Origin of the sequence: Rhizobium sp. NRK18, from assembly GCF_024385575.1 — a bacterium.
Taxonomy (GTDB): Bacteria; Pseudomonadota; Alphaproteobacteria; order Rhizobiales; family Rhizobiaceae; genus JANFMV01.
In genome coordinates, this window is the sequence record NZ_JANFMV010000001.1 from 758,345 (window position 1) to 780,541 (window position 22,197).

Annotated in this window: 20 protein-coding genes; 6 read left to right on the forward strand and 14 right to left on the reverse strand. The window is 62.6% G+C overall.

What is annotated here, in order from left to right:
* Positions 1 to 40: 40 nt before the first annotated feature.
* Positions 41 to 415 (forward strand): DUF2147 domain-containing protein, encoded by a 375-nt coding sequence (locus tag NN662_RS03500; protein ID WP_261928924.1) that lies wholly within the window; start codon positions 41 to 43, stop codon positions 413 to 415.
* 75 nt (positions 416 to 490) lie between these two features.
* Here NN662_RS03500 and NN662_RS03505 read toward each other — a convergent pair whose 3' ends face one another.
* Positions 491 to 1,525, reverse strand: coding sequence for a glutamine synthetase beta-grasp domain-containing protein (locus NN662_RS03505; protein ID WP_261928925.1), 1,035 nt, complete (start codon positions 1,523 to 1,525; stop codon positions 491 to 493).
* A gap of 425 nt (positions 1,526 to 1,950) precedes the next feature.
* Between NN662_RS03505 and NN662_RS03510 the strand changes: the two genes are divergently transcribed.
* The gene (locus NN662_RS03510; protein ID WP_261928926.1) at positions 1,951 to 2,157 is read left to right on the forward strand and encodes a DUF2735 domain-containing protein; all 207 of its coding nucleotides are present in this window, start codon (positions 1,951 to 1,953) and stop codon (positions 2,155 to 2,157) included.
* A gap of 132 nt (positions 2,158 to 2,289) precedes the next feature.
* Here the strand turns inward: NN662_RS03510 and NN662_RS03515 are convergent, their stop codons facing one another.
* The gene (locus tag NN662_RS03515) at positions 2,290 to 3,117 is read right to left on the reverse strand and encodes a 3-keto-5-aminohexanoate cleavage protein (protein ID WP_261928927.1); all 828 of its coding nucleotides are present in this window, start codon (positions 3,115 to 3,117) and stop codon (positions 2,290 to 2,292) included.
* Positions 3,118 to 3,196: 79 nt separating this feature from the next.
* Between NN662_RS03515 and NN662_RS03520 the strand changes: the two genes are divergently transcribed.
* The 3 genes from NN662_RS03520 (at position 3,197) to nagB (ending at position 6,742) form a co-directional block, all read left to right on the forward strand.
* Positions 3,197 to 4,519, forward strand: a complete 1,323-nt coding sequence (locus NN662_RS03520; RefSeq protein ID WP_261928928.1) for an aspartate aminotransferase family protein — start codon at positions 3,197 to 3,199, stop codon at positions 4,517 to 4,519.
* Positions 4,520 to 4,613: 94 nt separating this feature from the next.
* On the forward strand, positions 4,614 to 5,819 hold the full coding sequence (locus NN662_RS03525) for an ROK family transcriptional regulator (protein WP_261928929.1): 1,206 nt from the start codon (positions 4,614 to 4,616) through the stop codon (positions 5,817 to 5,819).
* Between the two features lie 170 nt (positions 5,820 to 5,989).
* Positions 5,990 to 6,742: a glucosamine-6-phosphate deaminase gene (gene nagB / locus NN662_RS03530; protein WP_261928930.1), complete on the forward strand. Its 753-nt coding sequence runs from the start codon at positions 5,990 to 5,992 to the stop codon at positions 6,740 to 6,742.
* A gap of 44 nt (positions 6,743 to 6,786) precedes the next feature.
* On the opposite strand, the gene NN662_RS03535 is transcribed toward nagB, so the two are convergent.
* The 10 genes from NN662_RS03535 to NN662_RS03580 form a co-directional block, all read right to left on the reverse strand.
* A complete protein-coding gene (locus NN662_RS03535) occupies positions 6,787 to 8,100 on the reverse strand; it encodes a branched-chain amino acid ABC transporter permease (RefSeq protein ID WP_261928931.1) in 1,314 nt (437 codons plus the stop codon).
* Entirely contained in the window at positions 8,097 to 9,110 is a 1,014-nt protein-coding gene (locus NN662_RS03540) for a branched-chain amino acid ABC transporter permease (RefSeq protein WP_261928932.1), read from the reverse strand. The genes NN662_RS03535 and NN662_RS03540 overlap by 4 nt, the downstream gene beginning before the upstream one ends.
* Positions 9,111 to 9,112: 2 nt before the next feature.
* Positions 9,113 to 9,817: an ABC transporter ATP-binding protein gene (locus NN662_RS03545; RefSeq protein ID WP_261928933.1), complete on the reverse strand. Its 705-nt coding sequence runs from the start codon at positions 9,815 to 9,817 to the stop codon at positions 9,113 to 9,115.
* The gene (locus tag NN662_RS03550; protein WP_261928934.1) at positions 9,814 to 10,596 is read right to left on the reverse strand and encodes an ABC transporter ATP-binding protein; all 783 of its coding nucleotides are present in this window, start codon (positions 10,594 to 10,596) and stop codon (positions 9,814 to 9,816) included. The genes NN662_RS03545 and NN662_RS03550 overlap by 4 nt, the downstream gene beginning before the upstream one ends.
* Before the next feature lie 63 nt (positions 10,597 to 10,659).
* Positions 10,660 to 11,841, reverse strand: a complete 1,182-nt coding sequence (locus NN662_RS03555) for an ABC transporter substrate-binding protein (protein WP_261928935.1) — start codon at positions 11,839 to 11,841, stop codon at positions 10,660 to 10,662.
* A 280-nt stretch (positions 11,842 to 12,121) separates the two neighbouring features.
* Entirely contained in the window at positions 12,122 to 13,741 is a 1,620-nt protein-coding gene (locus NN662_RS03560) for a TRAP transporter large permease (RefSeq protein WP_261928936.1), read from the reverse strand.
* A gap of 4 nt (positions 13,742 to 13,745) precedes the next feature.
* A complete protein-coding gene (locus NN662_RS03565; protein WP_261928937.1) occupies positions 13,746 to 14,432 on the reverse strand; it encodes a TRAP transporter small permease in 687 nt (228 codons plus the stop codon).
* Between the two features lie 81 nt (positions 14,433 to 14,513).
* Complete coding sequence (locus NN662_RS03570; protein WP_261928938.1) at positions 14,514 to 15,512, reverse strand: DctP family TRAP transporter solute-binding subunit; 999 nt, start codon at positions 15,510 to 15,512, stop codon at positions 14,514 to 14,516.
* Between the two features lie 306 nt (positions 15,513 to 15,818).
* On the reverse strand, positions 15,819 to 17,198 hold the full coding sequence (locus NN662_RS03575; protein ID WP_261928939.1) for a sigma-54-dependent transcriptional regulator: 1,380 nt from the start codon (positions 17,196 to 17,198) through the stop codon (positions 15,819 to 15,821).
* A 3-nt stretch (positions 17,199 to 17,201) separates the two neighbouring features.
* Positions 17,202 to 18,947, reverse strand: a complete 1,746-nt coding sequence (locus NN662_RS03580) for an ATP-binding protein (protein WP_261928940.1) — start codon at positions 18,945 to 18,947, stop codon at positions 17,202 to 17,204.
* Between the two features lie 208 nt (positions 18,948 to 19,155).
* Here NN662_RS03580 and NN662_RS03585 point away from each other — a divergent pair, with 208 nt between their 5' ends.
* Positions 19,156 to 20,373: an argininosuccinate synthase gene (locus NN662_RS03585; RefSeq protein ID WP_261928941.1), complete on the forward strand. Its 1,218-nt coding sequence runs from the start codon at positions 19,156 to 19,158 to the stop codon at positions 20,371 to 20,373.
* A gap of 48 nt (positions 20,374 to 20,421) precedes the next feature.
* On the opposite strand, the gene NN662_RS03590 is transcribed toward NN662_RS03585, so the two are convergent.
* Positions 20,422 to 21,663, reverse strand: a complete 1,242-nt coding sequence (locus NN662_RS03590; protein ID WP_261928942.1) for a multidrug effflux MFS transporter — start codon at positions 21,661 to 21,663, stop codon at positions 20,422 to 20,424.
* Positions 21,663 to 22,145, reverse strand: coding sequence for a MarR family winged helix-turn-helix transcriptional regulator (locus NN662_RS03595; RefSeq protein ID WP_261928943.1), 483 nt, complete (start codon positions 22,143 to 22,145; stop codon positions 21,663 to 21,665). Before NN662_RS03595 ends, NN662_RS03590 begins: the two co-directional genes overlap by 1 nt.
* Between the last annotated feature and the right edge of the window lie 52 nt (positions 22,146 to 22,197).

A 22,197-nucleotide genomic window follows, 5' to 3' on the forward strand; every position in this document is an offset into this window, starting at 1 on the left:
CTGCGTAGACATGGATAGTTGTCATATGAAGGAGGCCTTCATGCGCATGATATCCGCCACGGCATTGCTGCTTTTCGTTCCGGCGCTCGCCGCACACGCCGGGGAAGGCGACATCAACGGCCTCTGGGCCCGAGGCGACGGCAAGGCGCGCGTGAAGATCGGGAAATGCGGCAGCGACATCTGCGCGGTCAATGTCTGGATCAAGCCCGGCACCAGTGGCGAGGCGGTGGGTGACCGTCTGGTCATGGATGTCGAGCCGGTGGCCGACGGCCGCTACGAAGGCCGGGCATCGGACCCGAAGCGGGGCCTGACATACAACATCACCATTACGGCCGGTGCCAGCAGCATGACCACGCGCGGATGCGTCCTTGGCAAGCTGCTCTGCAAGTCGGTCAGCTGGTCCCGCCTGCAATAGCCGATAAATGGCCGACAAACTAAAACGGCGCCGGCAATTTGCCGGCGCCGTTCGAATGCTTGGCGTTTCAGCCGATCAGGCTGCAGCCGATGCCGACAGCGGAACTTCCGAGATCGTCTTCAGAACCTGCGAAGCGATCGCATAGGGGTCGCCCTGGGAGTTCGGACGACGGTCTTCAAGGTAACCCTTGTAGCCGTTGTTGACGAAGGAGTGCGGAACGCGGATCGAGGCGCCACGGTCGGCAACGCCGTAGGAGAACTTGTTCCACGGAGCCGTTTCGTGCTTGCCGGTCAGGCGCATGTGGTTGTCCGGACCGTAGACGGCGATGTGGTCGTCGAGGTTCTTTTCGAACTGTGCCATGAGGGCTTCGAAATATTCCTTGCCGCCAACTTCGCGCATGTACTTGGTCGAGAAGTTGCAGTGCATGCCCGAGCCGTTCCAGTCGGTGTCGCCGAGCGGCTTGCAGTGCCATTCGATGTCGATGCCGTACTTTTCGCACAGACGGAGCAGGAGGTAGCGAGCCATCCAGATCTGGTCGGCAGCCTTCTTGGAGCCCTTGCCGAATACCTGGAATTCCCACTGGCCCTTTGCCACTTCGGCGTTGATGCCTTCGTGGTTGATGCCGGCGGCGAGGCACAGGTCGAGGTGCTCTTCAACGATTTCGCGGGCGATCGAGCCGACGTTCTTGTAGCCAACGCCGGTGTAGTACGGACCCTGCGGAGCGGGGTAGCCCTGTTCCGGGAAGCCGAGCGGACGGCCGTTTTCGTAGAAGAAGTATTCCTGCTCGAAGCCGAACCATGCATCTTCGTCGTCGAGGATCGAAGCGCGGGAGTTGGACGGATGCGGGGTGACGCCATCGGGCATCATGACTTCGCACATCACGAGCACACCGTTGGTGCGGGCCGGATCGGGGTAGACGGCGACCGGCTTCAGCACGCAGTCGGAGCTTCGGCCTTCGGCCTGTTCCGTCGAGGAGCCGTCGAAGCCCCAGAGCGGCAGTTCGCCCAGCGACGGGAACGTGTCGAATTCCTTGATCTGCGTCTTGCCGCGAAGGTTCGGTACCGGCTTGTACCCGTCGAGCCAGATGTACTCGAGCTTATACTTTGTCATTGCGAATCTCTCTTTAGGTTCTCGTTGCGTTTCAGCAAACCCCGAAGTGTGACGGGCCTCCAGCTGGCGCGCGGGCGCAGCCGGTGGGTACAGTGAGAGAAGCATAATGCGTGCCAAGTCCGATTTCCGCCCTGCGGACGGGTCCTGATTCGTCATCGCTGCGACATTTTGGCGTGGTTAGATGGGATCTTTTTACGGGATTCGTGCGTTTCCGTGACCGTCAGCCCTGATCCAGCCACGCGTCGGATGATCCCACTGGGTGAAAATATGGCGCCAATTGAGGCCGATGACCGAGAAGCGGGCTAATTTCGCTCTTTCAGACTCCAATTTGTGATTATTTTTTTTGCAAATGGAACAAAAATTGTGCAATCTATTTGTGTGTGGCTCCAAAACTAGTGCGCTGGATCAATGAGAAAGGCGATACGATGGCTACAGGTACACATAGAGACACGGCGAAGATCATCGAGTTTCCCCGCAACGGCCGCAAGCCGGCCGGCGGATACAAGGAATTCGAAGCTGTAACGGAAACGGCAGCGATGCAGCCGTCGCCGGCCGTATGCGATGCGGCGTTCGGCGGAAGCTGGTATCACGAGGAAGCGCTTCGCGAGGCGGAAGACGCACTCAAGCATTGAGGCGCAAGAACGTCCTGAGCCCGGGCATCCTGTCTGGGGCGGGAAGGTGCGACCGATTTTCCATGGCTGGCGAAGGCCGGTAAAACGTATTGTGAATGAAGAAGCGCCGGATTGGCGCTTTTTTGTTGTCTGCTACCAGCCGTTCGGCAGCCAGGCCGTGGTATCGCCAGGCTGCAGCCCAGTTGCAGTGACCGCCGCTGCCGTTGCCGCAACGATCTCGGCATTCGATGCGGCCATGGAGCTATCCGGAAGCCAGAGATTGTTTTCAAATCCGACCCGCATATGGCCACCCAGGAGGGCGGCGGCCGTCACGCAGGCGGTTTCGCGCGCCCCGAAGGCGCAGACGCTCCAGTGCGCGAACGCCGGCAAGCCGGGCGCGAGGAAGGGCAGAAGATCCGCGGGCTCCGACATCTGCTTTTCGGTATAGCGGCCGAGCACGTAGAGGACCGGGATATCGTCTCCGGGGACAAGGCCCCTGTGCATCATATCCGACAATCGGGCGGCTTCCTCGGGCGTGTAGAGAATGATCTGGGGAACGACGTGCTCGGCCTTCATCCAGGACAGAAGCTCTGCGAAGGCCTTCTCCTCGCTGTCGTCCGGCACCAGTTCGCGAAGCGCCAGCGACGCGGATTGCGGCCTGACCTCGCGCACGACGGCGCGCTGAGCCGCCGGGCCATATTGTCCGAACGCCTCGGAGGTGATCTGGACGATCATGCGGTCGCGGGTCTCCACCCTGATGGCCGTCGTCGCCTCGCGATAGGCATCGGCGTCCAGCAGGTGCGAACCGTCCGCAGCGCGCACATGGACATGGATCATCGCAGCGCCTGCCTCCAGGCATTCGGCTGCGGCGCGTGCCAGTTCCGCAGCGGATAGCGGCAGGGCCGGATGATCCGCCTTCGTCTTGCGCCCGCCATTGGGGGCGACGGCGATCGTGGTGCGATTTCGCGGGCTCTCTGTCATTTCCGACCTTGCCAAGTTCCGGTTGATGCCCGCACAGTCGTAGTCACAATCTCCTATCGTGCAACCGGGAATTTCCGTCGTGACCCATCTTCTGCACCGCTCCGCCAATGCCGTCATGCCGGTCGCCACGGGCGGGCGTGGCGTGGAGATCTTCGATCGCGACGGCAAATCCTATATCGACGCCTCCGGCGGCGCGGCGGTATCCTGTCTGGGCCATGGCCACGCGGACGTGATTGCCGCCCTGCATGACCAGCTCGACCGGCTCGCCTACGCGCATACCGGCTTTTTCACCTCCGAGCCGGCGGAAGCGCTTGCGGATCATCTGATCGCCCATGCGCCGGAAGGACTTGATCGCGTCTATCTCGTCAGCGGCGGGTCGGAGGCCGTGGAGGCTGCGCTGAAGATGGCGCGCCAGTATTTTGTAGAGAAGGGTGAACCGCAGCGCCGCCATGTGATCTCCCGGCGGCAGAGTTATCACGGCAACACGCTCGGCGCACTTGCCGCCGGCGGCAATGCGTGGCGACGGGCGCAGTTCAGCCCGCTCCTGATCGAGACGCATCACATTGCCCCTTGCTATGCCTATCGTCACCGGCGCGAGGGCGAAAACGACGAGGCCTATGGTCAACGTGCGGCCCAGGAGCTCGAAGACAAGATCCGGGAGCTGGGCGAAGGCTCGGTGATCGCCTTCATCGCCGAGACGGTGGTCGGCGCAACGGCCGGCGCCGTTACGCCAATGCCAGGATACTTCCGGCGGATTCGTGAAATCTGCGACCGCTACGGCGTGCTCCTCATCCTCGACGAGGTCATGTGTGGCATGGGGCGGACGGGAACGCTGCATGCCTGCGAGCAGGAGGGCATTTCACCCGACCTGATGACGATCGCCAAGGGGCTTGGCGGCGGATATCAGCCGATCGGCGCGATCCTGCTGAGCGGCGCCATCTTCGATGCTTTCGCGCATGGCTCCGGCTTCTTCCAGCACGGGCACACCTATATGGGCCACCCGATGGCGGCGGCGGCAGCGCTCGCCGTGCAGCAGGTCATCCAGCGGGATCGTCTGCTCGACAATGTCGTGCAGATGGGTGCGCATCTGCAGGCAGGATTGCAGGAGCGCTTCGGGCAGCACCCGCATGTCGGCGATATCCGTGGCCGCGGTCTTTTCCAGGCCATCGAACTCGTTCAGGATCGCGACAGCGGGGCGCCCTTCGATCCGGATTTAAAGCTCAACGGCCGCATCAAGCGCGAGGCGATGGCGAGAGGGCTGATGGTGTATCCGATGGGCGGGACGATCGATGGTGTAAATGGCGATCACGTCCTGCTGGCGCCGCCCTTCATCATCGACGCGGAAACCGTCGATGCCGTCGTCACGCGTCTCGGCGATGCCGTCGACGCCGCCATTGGCTGAGGGGCGGGCTTGCGTCCTTGGATTTCCGTCCATAAAAGATTCAGCAAGGGATATATGAGCGGGGTGATCACGTGGCTGAAGGAGCGGGCAGACTATGAGGATCAGTGACAGTCAGCCGCCTGTCCTCCGCCAGTTTTCCGTCCGCGCCGTCATCGACGTGCTTTTGCATCAGGGGCCGACCTCCCGCGCCGACCTCGCCAAGATCACCGGCCTTTCAAAGCAGACCATGTCCGAGGTCATCCGGGCGCTCGAAGAGGGCGGCTGGGTGAGGGAGCGTGGCAAGACCGGCGGTCACGTCGGGCGTCGGGCCGTCACCTATGAGATCGATCCGGATGCGGGCTACGTCGCCGGCATCGACTTCGGCGTGTCTTCGCTTCGGGCGGTGCTGGCCGACCTCTCGGGACGGGTTCTTGTCGAGGTCGCGGAACAGGCGACGCCCCGCCCGCCGGAAGAACCGCTGTCACAACTGCACCTCATGCTGCAGGGCTTGATCCGCAAGGCGGAGCTCGCGCCGGAGAAACTGTTGTTCGCGGCCGTTGCCATGCCGGGCGTCATCGATCCGGAAAGCGGGCGTCTGGCGCTTGCGCCGAACCTGGAAGACATGAGCGGCTTCGACATAGCCGGAGCACTGTCCGAGCGGCTTGGCTGCGACGTAGCCGTCGAAAACGACATCAATGCCGGCGCGCTCGGCGAAGCCTGGCTCGGCGAGGCCGATCGCGGCGGGACGTTTGCCTTCGTCTCGCTTGGCGCCGGTGTCGGCCTCGGTCTGCTGGTCAATGGCAAGCTTATGCGCGGATCCAGCGGTGCTGCCGGCGAAATCGGCTTTCTGCCGTTCGGCGCAGATCCCACCGCGCCCGAGAGCCTGAAGCGCGGTACGCTAGAAAGCGCGCTCGGTACCAAGGCCATTCTGGAGGCCTATGTGCGGGAGGGCGGCTCTCCCTTCGCAACCGTCGCCAACCTTTTCGAGCAGGCACGTGCCGGTCAGAAGGCCGCGGTCTCGATCGTCGGCCAGGTCGCCGATCTGGCGGCGCTGACAATCGTCGCGGTGTCGGCTTTCGCCGATCCCGGCAAGATCGTCGTCGGCGGGCCGATCGGTCGTCAGCCGATCCTGTTGCCGCTGATCCGCGAGAGCCTGAAAAAGATCACGGCGCGCAAGCCGTTGATCGAGGCCAGCCGGCTTGGTGAACGGGCCATCCTCATGGGCGCGATGGCCATTGCCCTGCAGCAGACGCACAACCTCTTGTTCTCGCCCCATTCCCTGCCGACCGACATCAATCTTCCCGCTCCGCCGCGCGGATAATTGTTGCAAAGGGCTTCGCCGCCTATTGCGAAAGATTTTGCCACCTCATATATTCGTCATCTTGACGAACTAATATTGTATTCGAACGGTTATTTGACCGGACCGACGGTTGGGAGCGCGTCCGCTGCCGTTACATTCGCGAACCGGAAAGACCCCGAGCACAGAGGGCCATGTACAAGATTTTCGAAAGCAGCGAGGATGCCGCCGAGGCGCTGGCGGATCTGATCGTTTCCCGCATCAATGAAAAGCCATCCATAGTGCTGGGTCTTGCGACCGGCGCGACGATGGAACCGGTCTATGCCGCGTTGATCGAGGCGCACAAGGCCGGTCGCGTGAGCTTCGCCGGTGTCACGAGCTTCAACCTCGACGAATACGAGGGCCTTTCGCCGCGCCATTCCGGTTCCTACAGGGCGACCATGGACCGCCTGCTGTTCGATCACGTCGACATCGACAAGGCGAAGACGCATCTGCCGGATGGAATGACGCATGATCCCGAGCATGAGGGCGAACGCTACGAACGACTGATCGCCGAGGCGGGCGGTATCGATCTGCAGCTGCTGGGTATCGGGCGCAACGGCCATATCGGCTTCAACGAGCCCGGCTCTGCATTTTCCTCAAGGACGCGGCTTGTCGTTCTGGAAGAGGAGACATTGAAAGCCAATGCCGGCTTCTTTTCAGATCGAAGCGTGCCGGAACGGGCGCTGACCATGGGGATCGCCACCATTCTGGACGCCCGCGAGATTGCCGTCATGGCGACCGGCCCGGCCAAGGCGGATGCCGTGGCGCGCGCCCTTTATGCCGCTCCGGACGCCGACTGCCCGGCTTCGGCGCTGAACGGCCACGACAATGTGCGGTGGTTCCTCGACCGCGAGGCCGCCGCAGAGTTGCCGGACGTCGATGTGCGGCTGCGGGCCGCCGACTGACGGTGCTGGAAGCGCAGCCGGCGCGAACCGGCTGCCAAGTTGCGTTATCGCCGTTCGGGGATCAGCCCGTTCGGGCGGAAGCGCATGACGAGCAGCAGAAGCAGACCCATCATCACCAGGCGCATCTGCTGGGCATTGTCCGTTAGGTGCTGGCGCAGGGGGCTGTCAGGGCCGAGATGCGCGGTCAGGTGTTCGAGCAGCCAGACGCCGAAGGGTTCGGCCTCCATCCAGAAGAACAGGATGAGGAAGCCGCCGAGGACGGAGCCCCAATTGTTGCCGGACCCGCCGGCAATCACCATTACCCATATGAGGAAGGTGAAGCGGAGCGGCTGATAGGCGCCGGGCGTGAACTGGCCGTCCATCGTCGTCAGCATCGCGCCGGCAAGGCCGATGACCGCGGAGCCGAGGATGAAGACCTTGAGGTGAATGCGCTTGACGTCCTTGCCCATGGCTTCGGCGGCGACCTCGTTGTCGCGCACGGCCCGCATGGTACGGCCCCAAGGCGACTTCAGGGCTGTTTCGGCAAGCAGCAGCAGGACGGCGATTACCACGAGGAACAGGCCGCCATAGCAGAGCTTGACGAAGATCGAGGCGAAGTCGGCAACCGGCATGTTGACGCGGGCCGCGAGGTCGACAAACCACTGCGCGCCGCGCAGATCCACTTCATAGGGCACCGGACGCGGGAGACCGACGACATTCTTCACGCCGCGGGTCAGCCAGTCTTCGTTGCGCATGATGGTGACGAGGATTTCGGAAATGCCGAGGGTGGCGATCGCCAGATAGTCCTCGCGCAGACCGAGCGCCACCTTGCCGATGACCCAGGCAGCACCCGCCGCCAGCAGCGCGCCGCCGATCCACGAGAACAGGATCGGCATGCCGAGACCACCGAGATAGCCCGTCGCCGACGGGTTCACGGCCTCGATGGCGCTGACTGCAGGGTCGTAGAAATAACGCGAGCCGAAATAGCCGATGGCGATGACGAGTGCGGTCGCGAAGGCGCGGAAGCGGGGGTTGTCACGGCCGATCGCCTTGCGGACATAGACCGTCGCGGCGATTGTCGCAAGGAGTGCGACGCCGGCGAAGAGAATGCCTGTTCCGCCGGCCGTCCAGGCTTCCATCACCGGGCTGGAGGCGACGAACACCGCGGCGACGCCGCCGAGGGCTGCAAAGCCCATGACGCCGAAGTTGATGAGGCCGGCATAGCCCCACTGTATGTTGACGCCCAGCGACATGATCGCCGAGATGAGGCAGAGGTTGAGGATGTAAAGCGCCGAATTCCAGCTGTGCAGGTAGGCGTCACCCGCCAGCAGCAGGAACATGAGGGCAAAGAGCGCGACGTTGCGCAGTGCGGAACTCATGACGACCTCCCGCCGAAAATACCGGACGGCTTGATCAGCAGCACCAGCACGAGAATGATGAAGGAAACGGCGAACTTGTATTCCGTCGACAGGAGCTGCACGAGCCCGTCGGGCGCCCAGCTTTCCGGCACGAGATAGGTCAGCACCTTCTTGTAGGAGTAGGTGACGGCCACTTCCGAAAAGGCGACGATGAAGCCGCCGGCGATGGCGCCCAGCGGATTGCCGAAGCCGCCGACGATGGCCGCGGCGAAGATGGGCAGCAGCAATTGCTGGAAGACGAAGGGCTTGTAGCTCTTGTCGAGGCCGTAAAGCGTGCCGGCGATCGTCGCCAGCGCGGCCGCGATAATCCAGGCAAAGGTCACGACGCGCTCGGGATTGATGCCGGAGAGCAGCGCCAGGTCTTCATTGTCGGAGAAGGCGCGCATCGACTTGCCGGTGCGGGTGCGCTCCAGGAACCAGAAGAGCAGGATGACGCAGATGATCGCGGTTACCAGCGTGATGACCTGCGAGGCGCGGATCGCCAGGCCTTCCTGCAGACCGGTCCAGGCCTTGAATTCGCCGGCGGTGATGAGGAAGCGTGCGCCGTCGGCGAAATTCTGGTCATCCGGTCCGATGATGAAGCGGATCAGGCCGGCCATGAAGAACATGACGCCGATCGAGACGATCATGAAGATGACGTTGTGCGAGCGCTGCCGGCGGTAATAGCGGTAGACCAGCCGGTCGGTCGCGAGCGTCATGGCGGCGGCACCGATGATGCCGATCGGCAAGGCGAGGAGGGCGGTCGCCAGCGGCGCGATGCTGATGCCGGCCGACTGCAGCGCCCAGGTGACGAGCACAGTGAGCATGGCGCCGAAGGACATCAGTTCGCCATGCGCGAAGTTCGAGAAGCGCAGGATGGCGAAGACCAGCGTCGCACCGAGCGCGCCGAGCGCCAGCTGGCAGCCATAGGCGGTGGCCGGCACGATGATGTAGTTGGTCAGGACGACGAGGGCGTTCAGAACGTTTTCCATGATCAGCCCCCGAGGAATGTCTTGCGGACTTCGTCGTCGGCGATCAACGCCGGGCCGGTATCCGTGAAGCGGTTTTCACCCTGGACGAGGACATAGCCCTTGTCGGCGATTTCGAGTGCCTGCTTGGCGTTCTGCTCGACCATCAGGATGGCGATGCCGGTCTTGGCGATCTCGATGATGCGGTCGAAGAGTTCGTCCATGACGATGGGCGACACGCCCGCCGTCGGTTCGTCGAGCATCAGGACCTTCGGGTTGGTCATCAGAGCGCGGCCGACGGCGACCTGCTGGCGCTGTCCGCCCGAGAGTTCGCCGGCAAGCTGACGGCGCTTTTCCTTCAGGATCGGGAAGAGGTCGTAGATCTGCTCCATCGTCGTGGAAATGTCGTCCTCACGGATGAAGCCGCCCATTTCGAGGTTCTCTTCCACCGTCATGGAAGTGAAGATGTTTCTCACCTGCGGCACGAAGCTCATGCCCTTGGCGACGCGCGCCTGTGGCGCGAGATTGGTGACGTCCTCGCCGTCGAACATGACCTTGCCGGTCCTCAGCTTCAGCATGCCGAAGACTGCCTTCATGGCGGTCGACTTGCCGGCGCCGTTCGGCCCGACGATGACGGCGATTTCGCCCTTTTCCACGCCGATGGTACAGTTGTGCAGGATGTCTGCACCGCCGTAACCGCCGGTCATGCTTTCCCCGATCAAAAAGCTCATATTTTTTCTTTTGGTTTGTTCTTCAGGCCTGTGCCAAGGTAGGCCTCGATGACGTCTTCGTTGGATTTGATTTCGTCCGGCGAGCCGGTTGCCAATACCGCACCTTCAGCCATCACGATCACCGGATCGCAGAGACGCGAGATGAAATCCATGTCGTGTTCGATCATGCAGAAGGTGTAGCCGCGCTCGCGGTTGAGCCTGAGGATCGCGTCGCCGATCTCGTAGAGCAGCGTGCGGTTGACGCCGGCGCCCACCTCGTCGAGGAAGACGATCTTCGGGTCGACCATCATCGTGCGGCCGAGCTCGAGCAGCTTCTTCTGGCCGCCGGAGAGATTGCCTGCGCGCTCGTCGGCGACATGGCTCAGCTTCAGGAATTCGATGACTTCGTCCGCCTTCTCGCGGACTTCGCGGTCGGCGGCCTTGACGGCGCCGGGGCGGAACCAGACATTCATCAGCTTCTCGCCGGGCCGTCCGGGCGGAACCATCATCAGGTTTTCGCGCACGCTCAGCGAGGAAAATTCATGGGCGATCTGGAAGGTTCTCAGCAGCCCCTTGCCGAAAAGCTCGTGAGGCTCGAGGCCGGTAATGTCCTCGCCATCGAGCAGCACGCGACCGGAGGTCGGCTTGTGCAGACCGGCGATCACGTTGAACAGGGTGGTCTTGCCAGCCCCGTTCGGTCCGATCAGGCCGGTAATGGATCCCGTCTTGATGGTGAGTGAGACCTTGTTGACGGCAAGCAATCCGCCGAAACGCTTTTCGATCTGTTCAACGACGATCATGCAAACAAAAGTCCTTCAACGGAAACCGCCCGGAATGTCCGGGCGGCCCCCTCAGTCATAAAATCAGCGATAGCCGACAGTGACGATCTTTCCGCCCTCGATCTTGATCTCGCGGAACTTGCCGGCGCTTTCGCCGCCGCCGATCAGCTCGACGTCGGATGCGCCGACATAGTCGATGTCGCCACCGTCAGCAAGGATTTTGAGGCCCTTGGCGAGTTCGCCGGGGAGAATCTTCTCGCCCGGTGCATTGGCGACGTCCATGACCTTTTCCTTCAGCTTGGCGCTGTCGGAGGAACCGGCGGCCTGCATGGCGAGCATGATCAGGGCAGCTGCGTCATAGGCTTCGGCGCCATACGGACCGACCTTGCCGCCTGCGGCTTCGATTGCCTTGGCGTAGAGCTCAGCGCCGTTCGAATCCGTGCCGGGACGTTCGCCGTAGGAGCCGTCGAGAGCCGGGCCGATAGCCGCCGGCAGGCTGTCGCCGATCATGCCGTCGGGCAGGACGAAGGTGTCGAAGGCACCGGCGTCGAGAGCGCCCTGGATGATGCCCTTGCCGCCCTGGTCGAGATAGCCAACCACGACCAGCACGTCGCCGCCGGCAGAGGCCAGCGCGCCGACTTCGGCCGAGTAATCGCCCTTTCCGTCGTCATGCGGAGCGGAGATGGTGATCTTGCCGCCCTTGGCTTCGAAGCTCGACTTGATGGCGTCGGCGAGACCCTTGCCGTAGTCGTTGTTGGTGTAGGTGAGTGCTGCGGACTTCACGCCATGGTCGGAGAGAATGTCGGCGAGGATTTCACCCTGGCGGGCGTCGGACGGCGCGGTGCGGAAGAACAGGCCGTTGTCTTCGACGGAGGACAGCGCCGGCGAGGTCGCGGACGGCGAAATCATGACGACACCGTTGGCGAGCGCGACGTTCTGGAGAACGGCGGTCGTCGCACCGGAGCACATGGCGCCGACGATGGCGTTGACCTTGTCTGAGGTGACGAGGCGTTCGGCTGCAGCCGTTGCCGCACCGGCGTCAACGCAGGTGGAATCGCCGCGGACCGGGGTCACCTTGGAGCCGTTCAGCAGCGCGCCGCTGTCGGAGACTTCCTTCATGGCCAGTTCTGCGCCGGCGGCAATGTCAGGCGCAAGCGATTCCAGCGGGCCGGTAAAGCCCATCAGGACGCCGAGCTTGATATCTTCGGCCTTGGCCGGCAATGCCAGCATTGTCGTTGCTGCGAGGACCGCAAACATCCGTTTCATAGGTTCACCCTTTTTGATGTCCAGAATTGTTCTTGTATGTCCGGGCGGAAATTCGCCCGTGTTGATCCCGTGCGTGCACCGGCAGGATTTTCTCGCCCTTGATCAAGTCGTTCCCCCTGCGCAACTGCCCGTTTGACCGGCTTTCCCCGTGGGAAAGCCTGTTTCCCGTGCGCACAGTCGGACAATGCACGCCCCCATGGGTGGAATCAAGGATAAATTGTCCAAATGGAAAACGGGCGGCAGATGCCTCCGCCGCCCGTATTTGCTGACCGGTTGACCGCTACTGGTTGACGATCTCCGGCCCCATCAGACTGTAGGGAAGCCAGGTGGAGAGCGCCGGGACATAGGTGACCAGAACCAGGAAGAGCAGCAGCACGCCGACGAAAGGCATGGCCGCCTTGACAACCTGAACGAGGCTCATGCCGGTGATGCCGGATGTCACGAACAGGTTGAGCCCGATCGGCGGGGTAATCATGCCGATTTCCATGTTCACCACCATGATGATGCCGAGATGGATCGGATCGACGCCGAGCTGGGTCGCGATCGGGAACACCACCGGCGCCACGATGAGCAGCAGACCGGAGGGTTCCATGAACTGGCCGCCGAGCAGCAGCAGCAGGTTGATCGCAATCAGGAAGGTGAACCAGTTGAAGCCGTAGCCGAGCATCAGCTGGGTCAGCGTATCGGGAATGCGTTCCGCCGTCAGCACATGGGCGAAGAGCAATGCGTTGACGATGATGAACATCAGCATCACCGTGGTGCGCGATGCATCGACCAGCACCTTGCGGGTTTCCTGGTGGAAGATGGCCGGCACGGCCAGTCTCGCCATGGCGCCGAGATTGCGGCCCCAGATCGGCAGGCTGGCGACGAGGTAGCTCGGAATGTGCGCCGGATTGCTGCCCGGGTCACGCCAGATCGTGTAGGCGATCAGGATGGCAAGCGAGATGACGGCGCCGACCACCAGCCGGTCTCCGGCAGAGATGTCCGGCCAGTCCGCGGTTGCGAAGTAGGACAGAACCATCCACACGAAGAGGAAGGAGATCGCATAGACCAGCGCCTTGAAGCCGAGGATGGCCTTGCGGCTGTCGGTTTCACGGAGCCAGGCAATGTCCTTCATCGGGCCCATGTCGCGGTAGATGAAGATGGCGACGAAAAACGAGTAGACCGATGCGACGGCGGCGGCTTCGGTCGGCGTGAAGACGCCGCCATAAATGCCGCCGATGATGATGACGATCAGGAACAGGCCGAAGCCGGCTTCCTTGCCGCCCTGCAGGATTTCGCCGAAGCCGCGCCACTCACCGGCCGGAAGTCCCTTGCGGCGGGCGACGATGTAGATCGCACCCATCAGCATGAGGCCGGCAACGATGCCCGGTACCACGCCCGCGAGGAAGAGGCGGCCGACGGAGACGTTTGTCGCGGCGGCATAAACGACCATGACGATCGACGGCGGGATGAGAATGCCGAGCGTGCCCGCATTGGCGATGATGCCTGCGGCAAACTCCTTCGAGTAGCCGACCTGGCGCATGCCGGCGATGGCGATGGTGCCGATGGCGACAACGGTTGCCGGCGACGAGCCGGACAGCGCGGCAAACAGCATGCAGGCCAGCACCGAGGCAATCGCAAGGCCGCCGCGGAAATGCCCGACGCTGGCGATGGCGAAGTGAATGATGCGCTTTGCCACGCCACCCGTCGACATGAAGGCGGAGGCGAGGATGAAGAAGGGGATCGCCAGCAGCGTGTAGTTCTGCGAGGCGTCCATCATCTGTACGGCGACCGACGACATGGAATCGCGCGAGAAAAATGCCGTGATGATGATCGACGAGAGGCCCAGCGAGATCGCGACGGGAACGCCGAGGAACAGAAGCGTCAGGACGAGAATAAACAGGATCAGCGGTTCCATGACGTCAGTCCTTCAATACGTCTTTGTGCTCGGCAACGAGGTCTTCCGCCTCGTGGCCGGCGATCATCAGTTCACGCTCGCCGCGGGCGATCTGCACCAGCGCCTGGGCGGAGCGCAGACCGAACAGGCCGAGGCCGACCGGCATGATCAGATAGGCGGACCAGCGTGGCAGGCGCTCCTTGATGCCGAGCGCCTCGACCATGAACTGCGGCCACTTCATTTCGTCGAGGCCGGCGCCCGTGCGATAGATGGTCGACCAGTAGAGCATCGCCCCGCCCTTGGTGTTGGTGCCGAAGACCTGCAGCCAGGCGGAGCCGAGAAGGATCGCCGTGTAGAGAAGGCAGGCGATGGCGCCGAAGATGGCGACGGCGCGGAACAAGGGTGCCGGAAACATGCGGACGAAGGCGTCGACGCCAAGATGGGTGCCCGTGCGAACACCGTAGCTCATGCCGAAGAGGATCAGCCAGGCAAACAGGATGCGCTGGAATTCAAGCGCGCCGCTCCAGCCGGAATTGAAGCCGTAGCGGGCAATCACCTGGGTAAAGGCGACGAGCGTGATGACGGCCAGCAGAAGGGCAAGCGTGTTTTCCTCGAACCGTGCCAGCCCCTCGGGATAGCGACGGTCGAGAATGAAGTAGACGACGACCATGACGACAAGAAGCACCCATGGCCCATACGGCAGGAATGACATTGGATCCCCTCCAGTGCGGTTTTGAAAAGCCCGGCCGCTACAGGGGCGGCCGGGCTGTAAGCATCGCGTCAGTCGCGCGGATTACTTGTTGGAAGCGACGGCCGCTTCGATCATGTCCTTGCCGACATCGCCTTCGAACTGATCCCAGACGGGCTTCATGGTGGTTACCCATTCCTGGCGCTGCTCAGGCGTCAGCTCGCGGACGGTGCCGCCGGCCTTGATCAGGTCTTCCTTGCAGGTCTGTTCCTTGCCGGCGATCGAGTTGTTGAACTCGTCGGTGACTTCGTCGAGGATCTTCATGAACTGGTCGCGAACGTCCGGCTCCAGACCGTCGAGCCAATCCTTGGAGGTGACGACCAGATAGCCGAGAAGGCCGTGGTTGGTCTCGGTGACACCGTCCTGTACTTCGTAGAACTTCTGGGTGTAGATGTTGCACCAGGAGTTTTCCTGTCCGTCGACGACGCCGGTCTGCAGGGCGCCGTAGACTTCCTTGAAGGCGAGCTTCTGGGCGGAAGCGCCCATCGCCTCGATCATCGCCTGGGCCACGTCGGACGGCTGGATGCGGAACTTCAGACCCTTGGCGTCGGACGGTACGAGCAACGGCTTCTTGGCAGAGAACTGCTTGATGCCGGACGCCCAGAAGTGAAGGCCGGTGAAGCCGACATCGTCAACCGCGTGCAGCAGCTGGTTGGCGGCATCGGAGTGGTAGAAGTTGTTGACGGCAGCCAGATCGTTGAACAGGAAAGGCAGGTCGAACAGGCGGTACTTCTTGGTATAGGCCTCGAACTTGGAGAGCGACGGCGCGGCGAGCTGGACGTCGCCGAGCAGCATGGCTTCCTTGACCTTGTCGTCGTCGAACAGCGTCGAGTTCGGGAAGACCTCCATGCAGGCCTTGCCGTTCATTTCCTTGTTCACGCGCTCGGCCAGCATCTTGGCGGCAACGCCCTTCGGGTGCGTTTCCGCGACGTCATGGCTGAACTTGATGACGATCTCTCCCGGATCGCAATCATCGGCAAGCGCGGTGTTGGCGCCGGCGGCCAGCGTGAAAAGGCAAACGCCTGCGAGAAGCAGCTTCTTCATTCTATAAGTCCTCCACTTTGGGCCCCCACGGCCCATGAAATCGGAATGATCCGGCTCATGCCGGATGCCAAGATGACAGTGGAAGGAAACAGGGCCGCAGGGTCCGCTTTCACGGACGCGATGGCCGAAACATCCTCCCAATGTTTGCGGCACACATACCTTAGCAATAGGCGTGCCAGTCTGATTTTTCGACGGAGGATTATTTAAAATCAGATACTTATCGAGTATCGTTTTTCGGCTGTCATGGAGGGCGCCGATGAAATGGGTAGCCTGCTACACGTCCGCGAGGAGGGGCTGTGTCGCGTCCTACCCATGGACGCTTTCGCCGCTTCCCTCGGTGACGCTGATGCCAAGCCGCTTCATCTTGTCGTAGAGACCCTTGCGGGAAATCTGCAGTGCCTCGTAGGTCGGCTTCATGGCGCCGTTGTTGCGGGCGAGTTCTGCCTCGATGACCGTACGCTCGTAGCTCTCCAGCAGGTCTGCTAGCGATCCTTCCGATGCGCTGGACGCCGTAGCCGGTTCTTCGCTCTCGCCCGAGAAGCCGTGCCACATGCCGAGAACGAAACGGTCCGCATAGTTGCGCAGTTCACGCACGTTACCCGGCCATTCATAGGTCATCAGCTGCAGTTCGAGAGCCGCATCCAGGTGCGGGATCTCGCGGCGGAAGCGGGCGCGTGCCTGCCGAGCCAGATGAAAGAAGAGGAGGGGGATATCCTCGCGCCGGCTGCGCAGCGGCGGGATGGAAAGGGTGACGACGTTCAGGCGGAAATAGAGGTCGGCGCGGAAATTGCCCTGATTGCTCGCCTGCCCGAGGTCGGACTTGGTCGCCGCGACGAAGCGAATGTCCAGCGGGATCGGCTTGTTCGATCCGAGCCGCTCGATGGTCCGCGTCTCGATGGCGCGCAGGAGCTTGGCCTGCAGGTCGAGCGGCATGGATTCGATTTCGTCGAGGAAGATCGTGCCGCCCTGGGCGTGCTCCAGCTTGCCGATGCGCTGTTTCTGGGCGCCGGTGAAGGCGCCGGCTTCATGGCCGAACAGTTCTGCCTCGATGATGTCGGAGGGCAGGGCGGCGCAGTTGATGGCGACGAAATGGCCCTTGCTGCGGGTCGAGAAGTCGTGCAGCGCACGGGCGACCACTTCCTTGCCGGCGCCGGTCTCGCCGAGGATCAGCACATCGACATCGGTATCGGCCAGCATGACGATCTGCTCGCGCAGGCGCTTGATGCCGGGCGTGCGGCCGACCAGCCGTTCCGATAGCTCGTCGCGCTCGTTGAGTTCGGAGCGTAGCGTGCGGTTTTCAAGAACCAGGCGGCGTTTTTCCAATGCGCGTTCGATGACGGTGTAGAGGCGCGAGACCTGGAAGGGCTTCTCGATGAAATCATAGGCGCCGGCGCGCATCGCATCGACGGCCATCTGCACGTCGCCGTGTCCGGTGATCAGGATGACCGGCATGGTCGGATCGATGGCAAGCGCCGCCTTCAAGAGCTCAAGACCGTCGACGTCGGGCATGCGGATATCGCTGACAATCACGCAATAGGCGTCGTGGGCAATCGCCGACAGAAGCGATTCCGCCGTATCGTGGACGGCGACCGGCAGACCCTCGAGCTCGAGGCCCTGCGCGAGCGCATCGCGCAGGTCGTCGTCGTCGTCGACGAGGTGGACTGTGGGCGTTCCCGATTGCGTCATGCTCTATTCGGCTGCTTTTTGCTGTTGGTCGGCGGCGACGAGATGGACAGCAAAGGCGCAGCCGCCGCTTTCCGGCTCCTGCAGCTCGATGCGGCCGCCGAAGTCATGGACGATATTGTAGGCGATGGAAAGCCCCATTCCGACCCCTTCGCCGGCCTGCTTGGTGGTGAAGAACGGATCGAAGACGGAGGCGCGGAGGTCTTCGGGAATGCCGGGACCGTTGTCGGCGACGATGACGGTGGCGTAGCCGTCCTCGGCTTGGGCGGTCACGCTGATGCGTCCGTCCTTCGTGCCGGACAGCGCGTCGATCGAATTGGAAATCAGGTTGACGATGACCTGGGACAGCCTCACCCGGCCGCCCATGACCGTGTGGTCGCGCAGCTTCGGGTCGACAGTCAGGATCACGCCGGCCTTGCGCGCCCGCGGCTTGACGAGGATCAGAGCCTCGTCGACCACCGAGCCGAGATTGACCGCGCTGATCGTCGTGCCGGGTTTGCGGGAGAAGGAGAGAAGCGTCGAGGAGAGCTCGGCCATGCGGTCGACCATCGCGCCGATGCGGCCGAGATTGGCGGTCGCCTGCTCGAGCTTGCCGGCGGCGATCATGCGGTGGGTGTTGTCGGCATAGGTCTTCAGCGCCGCCAGCGGCTGGTTCAGCTCATGGCTCAGCGCCGCGGACATCTGACCGATGACTGCGAGTTTGCCGGTCTGGACGAGCTCGGCCTGAGTCTTTTTCAGCTTGTCCTCGGTCGCGCGCCGTTCGTCGATCTCGCGGGAAAGCTCGATGTTGGTGACGCTGAGCGCTCTGGTGCGATCGCGGACGGTGCGTTCCAGCCGAAGCGCAGTCGCGCGGTCGCGACGCAATTGCAGGATCGTGCGCTCCCGGCGCATGATCCAGAAGAAGATCATCATGGCGCAGACCAGGCAGGCCATGGCGGCGAGCGCCGCGCCCCAGAGTCCCGCGGCTTCCACCGGACGCATGTCGCCGAGCACGTGCAGACGCCAGTCGAGGAGCGGCAGGTCGCGGACCATGTCGAGATGCGAAACCGCCTCGCGTCCCAGCCGGTAGATCATCGTGCCGGAGGTTTCGTTCGCAACCGCCTCGACCGGCTTCAGGCGCCATTCCGGACGGTTGGCGATCAGGATCGTGCCGTTTCTGTCGCTGATATAGATCGGGCTGGTCAGCAGAGACCATGTGGCTTCGATGCGCTCGAAATCGACGTAGACGGTCACGAGGCCGAGCGTCTCTCCGCCGCGGCGGACGGCGGCGGCAAAGGCATAGGCGCGGGTGTTGTTGTCCGGCGAAATAACGGTGCGGCCGAGGCGACCCTGCAGCGCTGCGCCGAAGAGCTGGTTCAGGCCGGCGTCGCTGTGATCGAAGATGTGGCGCGCCGAGGCCAGCAGCCGGCCGTCCGGCCAGAAGAAGGCAACGTCGCGGGCGCCGGACAGGCCGGCGGCTTCCTCGGCCTTGAAGGCCGCAAGCGCCGGGTGGCCTCCGGCGCGGAACAGGGAGGCAATGTCGTTCTGCCGCGCAAGCAAGGGCGGCAGGACCCGATACTTCTCGAACATGCCGGCCAGAACTTCCGTCTGCACCGAGAGCGTTTCCGTCGCCTGCTGGCGGATGGTCACGATCGCCCGGTCGCGCCAGTAGTCGGATGCCACCGTGATGGCGCCGAGCGACAAAATGACGATGCCGACGAGCAGGCCGAACCGGATGGCCCGGAACCGGCGACGCAACTTCCTCCCGCTCATTCTGCCGGACATCGGCTCCCCATGCATTTCTCTCGTCCCGACGAGCTTATAGAAAATGATCGACGGCAGAAAGTCCCGCCCGGGCATCCGCTCCGGCGCGTCGCCGGATAAGCTGCCGATCTCCCTTGCACATGCCGACAAACTCGCTAAAAGTGCGCCAAATTCAACAGAAGGGCGGTCCCGCCCGCGTTCGAAGTGGATCAGTCACATGGCATCGCATAAAGACGTGAAGAAAGTCGTCCTCGCCTATTCCGGCGGTCTCGACACCTCGATCATCCTGAAATGGCTTCAGACCGAACTCGGCGCGGAAGTCGTAACCTTCACCGCCGATCTCGGCCAGGGCGAAGAACTCGAGCCGGCGCGCAAGAAGGCCGAGATGCTCGGCATCAAGGAGATCTTCATCGAGGACGTCCGCGAGGAATTCGTCCGTGACTTCGTCTTCCCGATGTTCCGCGCCAATGCCGTCTACGAAGGCGTCTACCTGCTCGGCACGTCGATCGCCCGCCCGCTGATCTCCAAGCACCTGATCGAAATCGCCAAGAAGACCGGCGCCGATGCGATCGCCCATGGCGCGACCGGCAAGGGCAACGACCAGGTCCGCTTCGAGCTTTCGGCCTATGCCCTGAACCCCGACATCAAGATCATCGCACCGTGGCGCGACTGGTCGTTCAAGAGCCGTACGGATCTTCTCGACTTTGCCGAAAAGCACCAGATCCCGGTTGCCAAGGACAAGAAGGGCGAAGCGCCGTTCTCCGTCGACGCCAACCTGCTGCACTCCTCCTCCGAGGGCAAGGTTCTGGAAGACCCGGCACAGGAAGCGCCCGAATACGTCCACATGCGCACCATTTCGCCGGAAGCCGCTCCGGACAAGGCAACGGTCATCAAGGTCGGCTTCAAGAAGGGTGATGCTGTTTCGATCAACGGCGTCGCCATGTCGCCGGCGACGCTCCTTAAGACGCTCAACGATTACGGCCGTGACAACGGTATCGGTCGCCTCGATCTCGTCGAGAACCGCTTCGTCGGCATGAAGTCGCGCGGCGTCTACGAGACCCCCGGCGGCACCATCTTGCTCGCCGCCCACCGGGCCATGGAATCGATCACGCTGGACCGTGGCGCCGCTCACCTCAAGGACGAGCTGATGCCGCGTTACGCAGAGCTGATCTATTACGGCTTCTGGTTCTCGCCGGAACGCGAGATGCTGCAGGCGGCGATCGACCGCAGCCAGGAGCATGTCGAAGGTGAAGTGACGCTGAAGCTCTACAAGGGCAACGTCATGGTCACCGGCCGCGAGAGCGAGAAGTCACTCTACTCCGACAAGCTTGTCACCTTCGAGGACGATCAGGGCGCCTATGACCAGAAGGACGCCGCTGGCTTCATCAAGCTCAACGCGCTGCGCCTGCGCACGCTTGCCAAGCGCGACCGGTAAGTCCGGTCCTCAGAATGGTTCGATGGACGGGGGCTTCGGCCCCCGTTTTCATTCGGCGGGAAGGTTTGCGTCCCGTTGCGGCGTGAGGGTAACGCCCCTGCGCACGAAACGCGTATAGACGAGATAGCTTGCGAGGCAGATCAGGCTCATGGCCGGTATTACGGTCATGAAGGCCAGCAAGGGCAGGCCGATGATCGCCGCCACCAGTCCGCAGGCAAAGCCGGTCCCCATCTGCAGGAAGCCCATCACCGCCGACGCCGAACCCGCTGTCTGATGGAATGGCACAAGAGCGGCGGTCGTCATGTGCGGCATGACGAAGGAAATGCCGAAAGCGTAGAGGCCGACAGGCATCATGATGGAGAGATAGGACGGCGGCAGGAAACGGGCGGACAGGAACGCCGCCAGCCCGCCGGCGAAAACGAACAGCAGACCCGGGATGACCAGCTGTTCGGCGCTCCATTTGCGCAAGAGCTGGCGGAAGAGGACAGAGCCGAAGAAATACATGCCCGTTTGCATCAGCATGCCAATGCCGAACTGGAATTCCGTCAGGCCGACATCCTTGACGAGAACGAAGGGCAGGATGGTCGCCAGCGTGTAGAGCGCGCCGACGGCGAAGGAGAGCGTCAGGGCCGCCGATATGAACTGGATGTCTGTGAAGATGCGCCGGTATGTTCTCATCAGAGGACCGGGCTTCAGCCTTGTGAGGTCAGGAACCGCCGTTTCCTGCATCAGGAAATAGACGACACCGACCGCTGTCAGTCCGAAACCGACCATCACGTAGAAGATCGCCTGCCACCCGGAAATCTCGAGCAGAACCCCGCCGATGGTGGGCGCCATGGCCGGTCCGATCGCCAGCATGATGTTGATCATGTTCATGATGCGCGACGATTGTGCGCCGGTGAACTGGTCGCGGACGATGGCGCGTGACGTTGTCAGGCCGATCGATGCGCCGATGCCCTGGACGAGGCGACCCACCAGCAGCATGCCGACGGTCGGCGCCAATGCCGACATGACGCTGCCGAGGAAGTAGATGGAGAGGAACAGGATCGCCGAACGGCGGCGGCCGAGCGCATCGGAGACGGGGCCGCAGACCAGCTGCGTCAAGGCAAAGCCGGCAAAGTAGAGCGACAGCGTCAGCTTGATTGCGGCGGGGGAGGTGTCAAACGCATCAACCAGCACTGGCATGGCCGGCGTGTAGAGCGACATGGACATCGGTCCGATGGTGATCAGCAATGCGCCGATCATGCTGGTCCGGCTTTCGCTCATGCGGCCAGGGACGGAAAGCCTCATTATGCCTTTTCTTTTTCTTCCTGTGCTGCCGGCTCGTCGCCGAAGACCAGCGACTGGTTGTCGCGCATCTTGATCAGCGCCTGCCGGACAAGCTCCCGGGACTCTGGGTCCACGCCCTGCTGCAGCTTGTCGACCACGTCCTTTGCGAGATAGCGGACCTTGCTGACCATCGCGGCGGCGTCGTCTGTCGCGTAGATCAGCTTCGCGCGGCGGTCCGTTTCGTCGGGGGTGCGGCTGATGAGGTCCAGCTTTTCCAGGCGGTCGAGATAGGCGCAGAGCGTCATCGGCTCGATGCCCATCCTTTCCGCAATCGCCGTCTGGCGAAAGCCGCCGCAGGTCGCGGCGTGCAGCAAGGCTCGCGCTTCGCCCGGCGTGATGCCCAATCCGGCTTCATTGATGCGTTTTTCAAACGCCGACCGGATGATCCGGGCGACATCGTTGATCAGGAACCCAACCGAGTTGGGATCAGCCTTCATGGGCATTTTGCATTCCTCATTTTGTAAGTCTCACTTATTATTATTTTCTCGTGAGTTT

Bases quoted from the DNA above. Each gene is read 5' to 3' on its own strand.
- NN662_RS03500 (WP_261928924.1), top strand. From the start codon at position 41: ATGCGCATGATATCCGCCACGGCATTGCTGCTTTTCGTTCCGGCGCTC.
- NN662_RS03505 (WP_261928925.1), bottom strand. From the start codon at position 1,525: ATGACAAAGTATAAGCTCGAGTACATCTGGCTCGACGGGTACAAGCCG.
- NN662_RS03510 (WP_261928926.1), top strand. From the start codon at position 1,951: ATGGCTACAGGTACACATAGAGACACGGCGAAGATCATCGAGTTTCCC.
- NN662_RS03515 (WP_261928927.1), bottom strand. From the start codon at position 3,117: ATGACAGAGAGCCCGCGAAATCGCACCACGATCGCCGTCGCCCCCAAT.
- NN662_RS03525 (WP_261928929.1), top strand. From the start codon at position 4,614: ATGAGGATCAGTGACAGTCAGCCGCCTGTCCTCCGCCAGTTTTCCGTC.
- nagB (WP_261928930.1), top strand. From the start codon at position 5,990: ATGTACAAGATTTTCGAAAGCAGCGAGGATGCCGCCGAGGCGCTGGCG.
- NN662_RS03535 (WP_261928931.1), bottom strand. From the start codon at position 8,100: ATGAGTTCCGCACTGCGCAACGTCGCGCTCTTTGCCCTCATGTTCCTG.
- NN662_RS03540 (WP_261928932.1), bottom strand. From the start codon at position 9,110: ATGGAAAACGTTCTGAACGCCCTCGTCGTCCTGACCAACTACATCATC.
- NN662_RS03545 (WP_261928933.1), bottom strand. From the start codon at position 9,817: ATGAGCTTTTTGATCGGGGAAAGCATGACCGGCGGTTACGGCGGTGCA.
- NN662_RS03550 (WP_261928934.1), bottom strand. From the start codon at position 10,596: ATGATCGTCGTTGAACAGATCGAAAAGCGTTTCGGCGGATTGCTTGCC.
- NN662_RS03555 (WP_261928935.1), bottom strand. From the start codon at position 11,841: ATGAAACGGATGTTTGCGGTCCTCGCAGCAACGACAATGCTGGCATTG.
- NN662_RS03560 (WP_261928936.1), bottom strand. From the start codon at position 13,741: ATGGAACCGCTGATCCTGTTTATTCTCGTCCTGACGCTTCTGTTCCTC.
- NN662_RS03565 (WP_261928937.1), bottom strand. From the start codon at position 14,432: ATGTCATTCCTGCCGTATGGGCCATGGGTGCTTCTTGTCGTCATGGTC.
- NN662_RS03570 (WP_261928938.1), bottom strand. From the start codon at position 15,512: ATGAAGAAGCTGCTTCTCGCAGGCGTTTGCCTTTTCACGCTGGCCGCC.
- NN662_RS03575 (WP_261928939.1), bottom strand. From the start codon at position 17,198: ATGACGCAATCGGGAACGCCCACAGTCCACCTCGTCGACGACGACGAC.
- NN662_RS03580 (WP_261928940.1), bottom strand. From the start codon at position 18,947: ATGAGCGGGAGGAAGTTGCGTCGCCGGTTCCGGGCCATCCGGTTCGGC.
- NN662_RS03585 (WP_261928941.1), top strand. From the start codon at position 19,156: ATGGCATCGCATAAAGACGTGAAGAAAGTCGTCCTCGCCTATTCCGGC.
- NN662_RS03590 (WP_261928942.1), bottom strand. From the start codon at position 21,663: ATGAGGCTTTCCGTCCCTGGCCGCATGAGCGAAAGCCGGACCAGCATG.
- NN662_RS03595 (WP_261928943.1), bottom strand. From the start codon at position 22,145: ATGCCCATGAAGGCTGATCCCAACTCGGTTGGGTTCCTGATCAACGAT.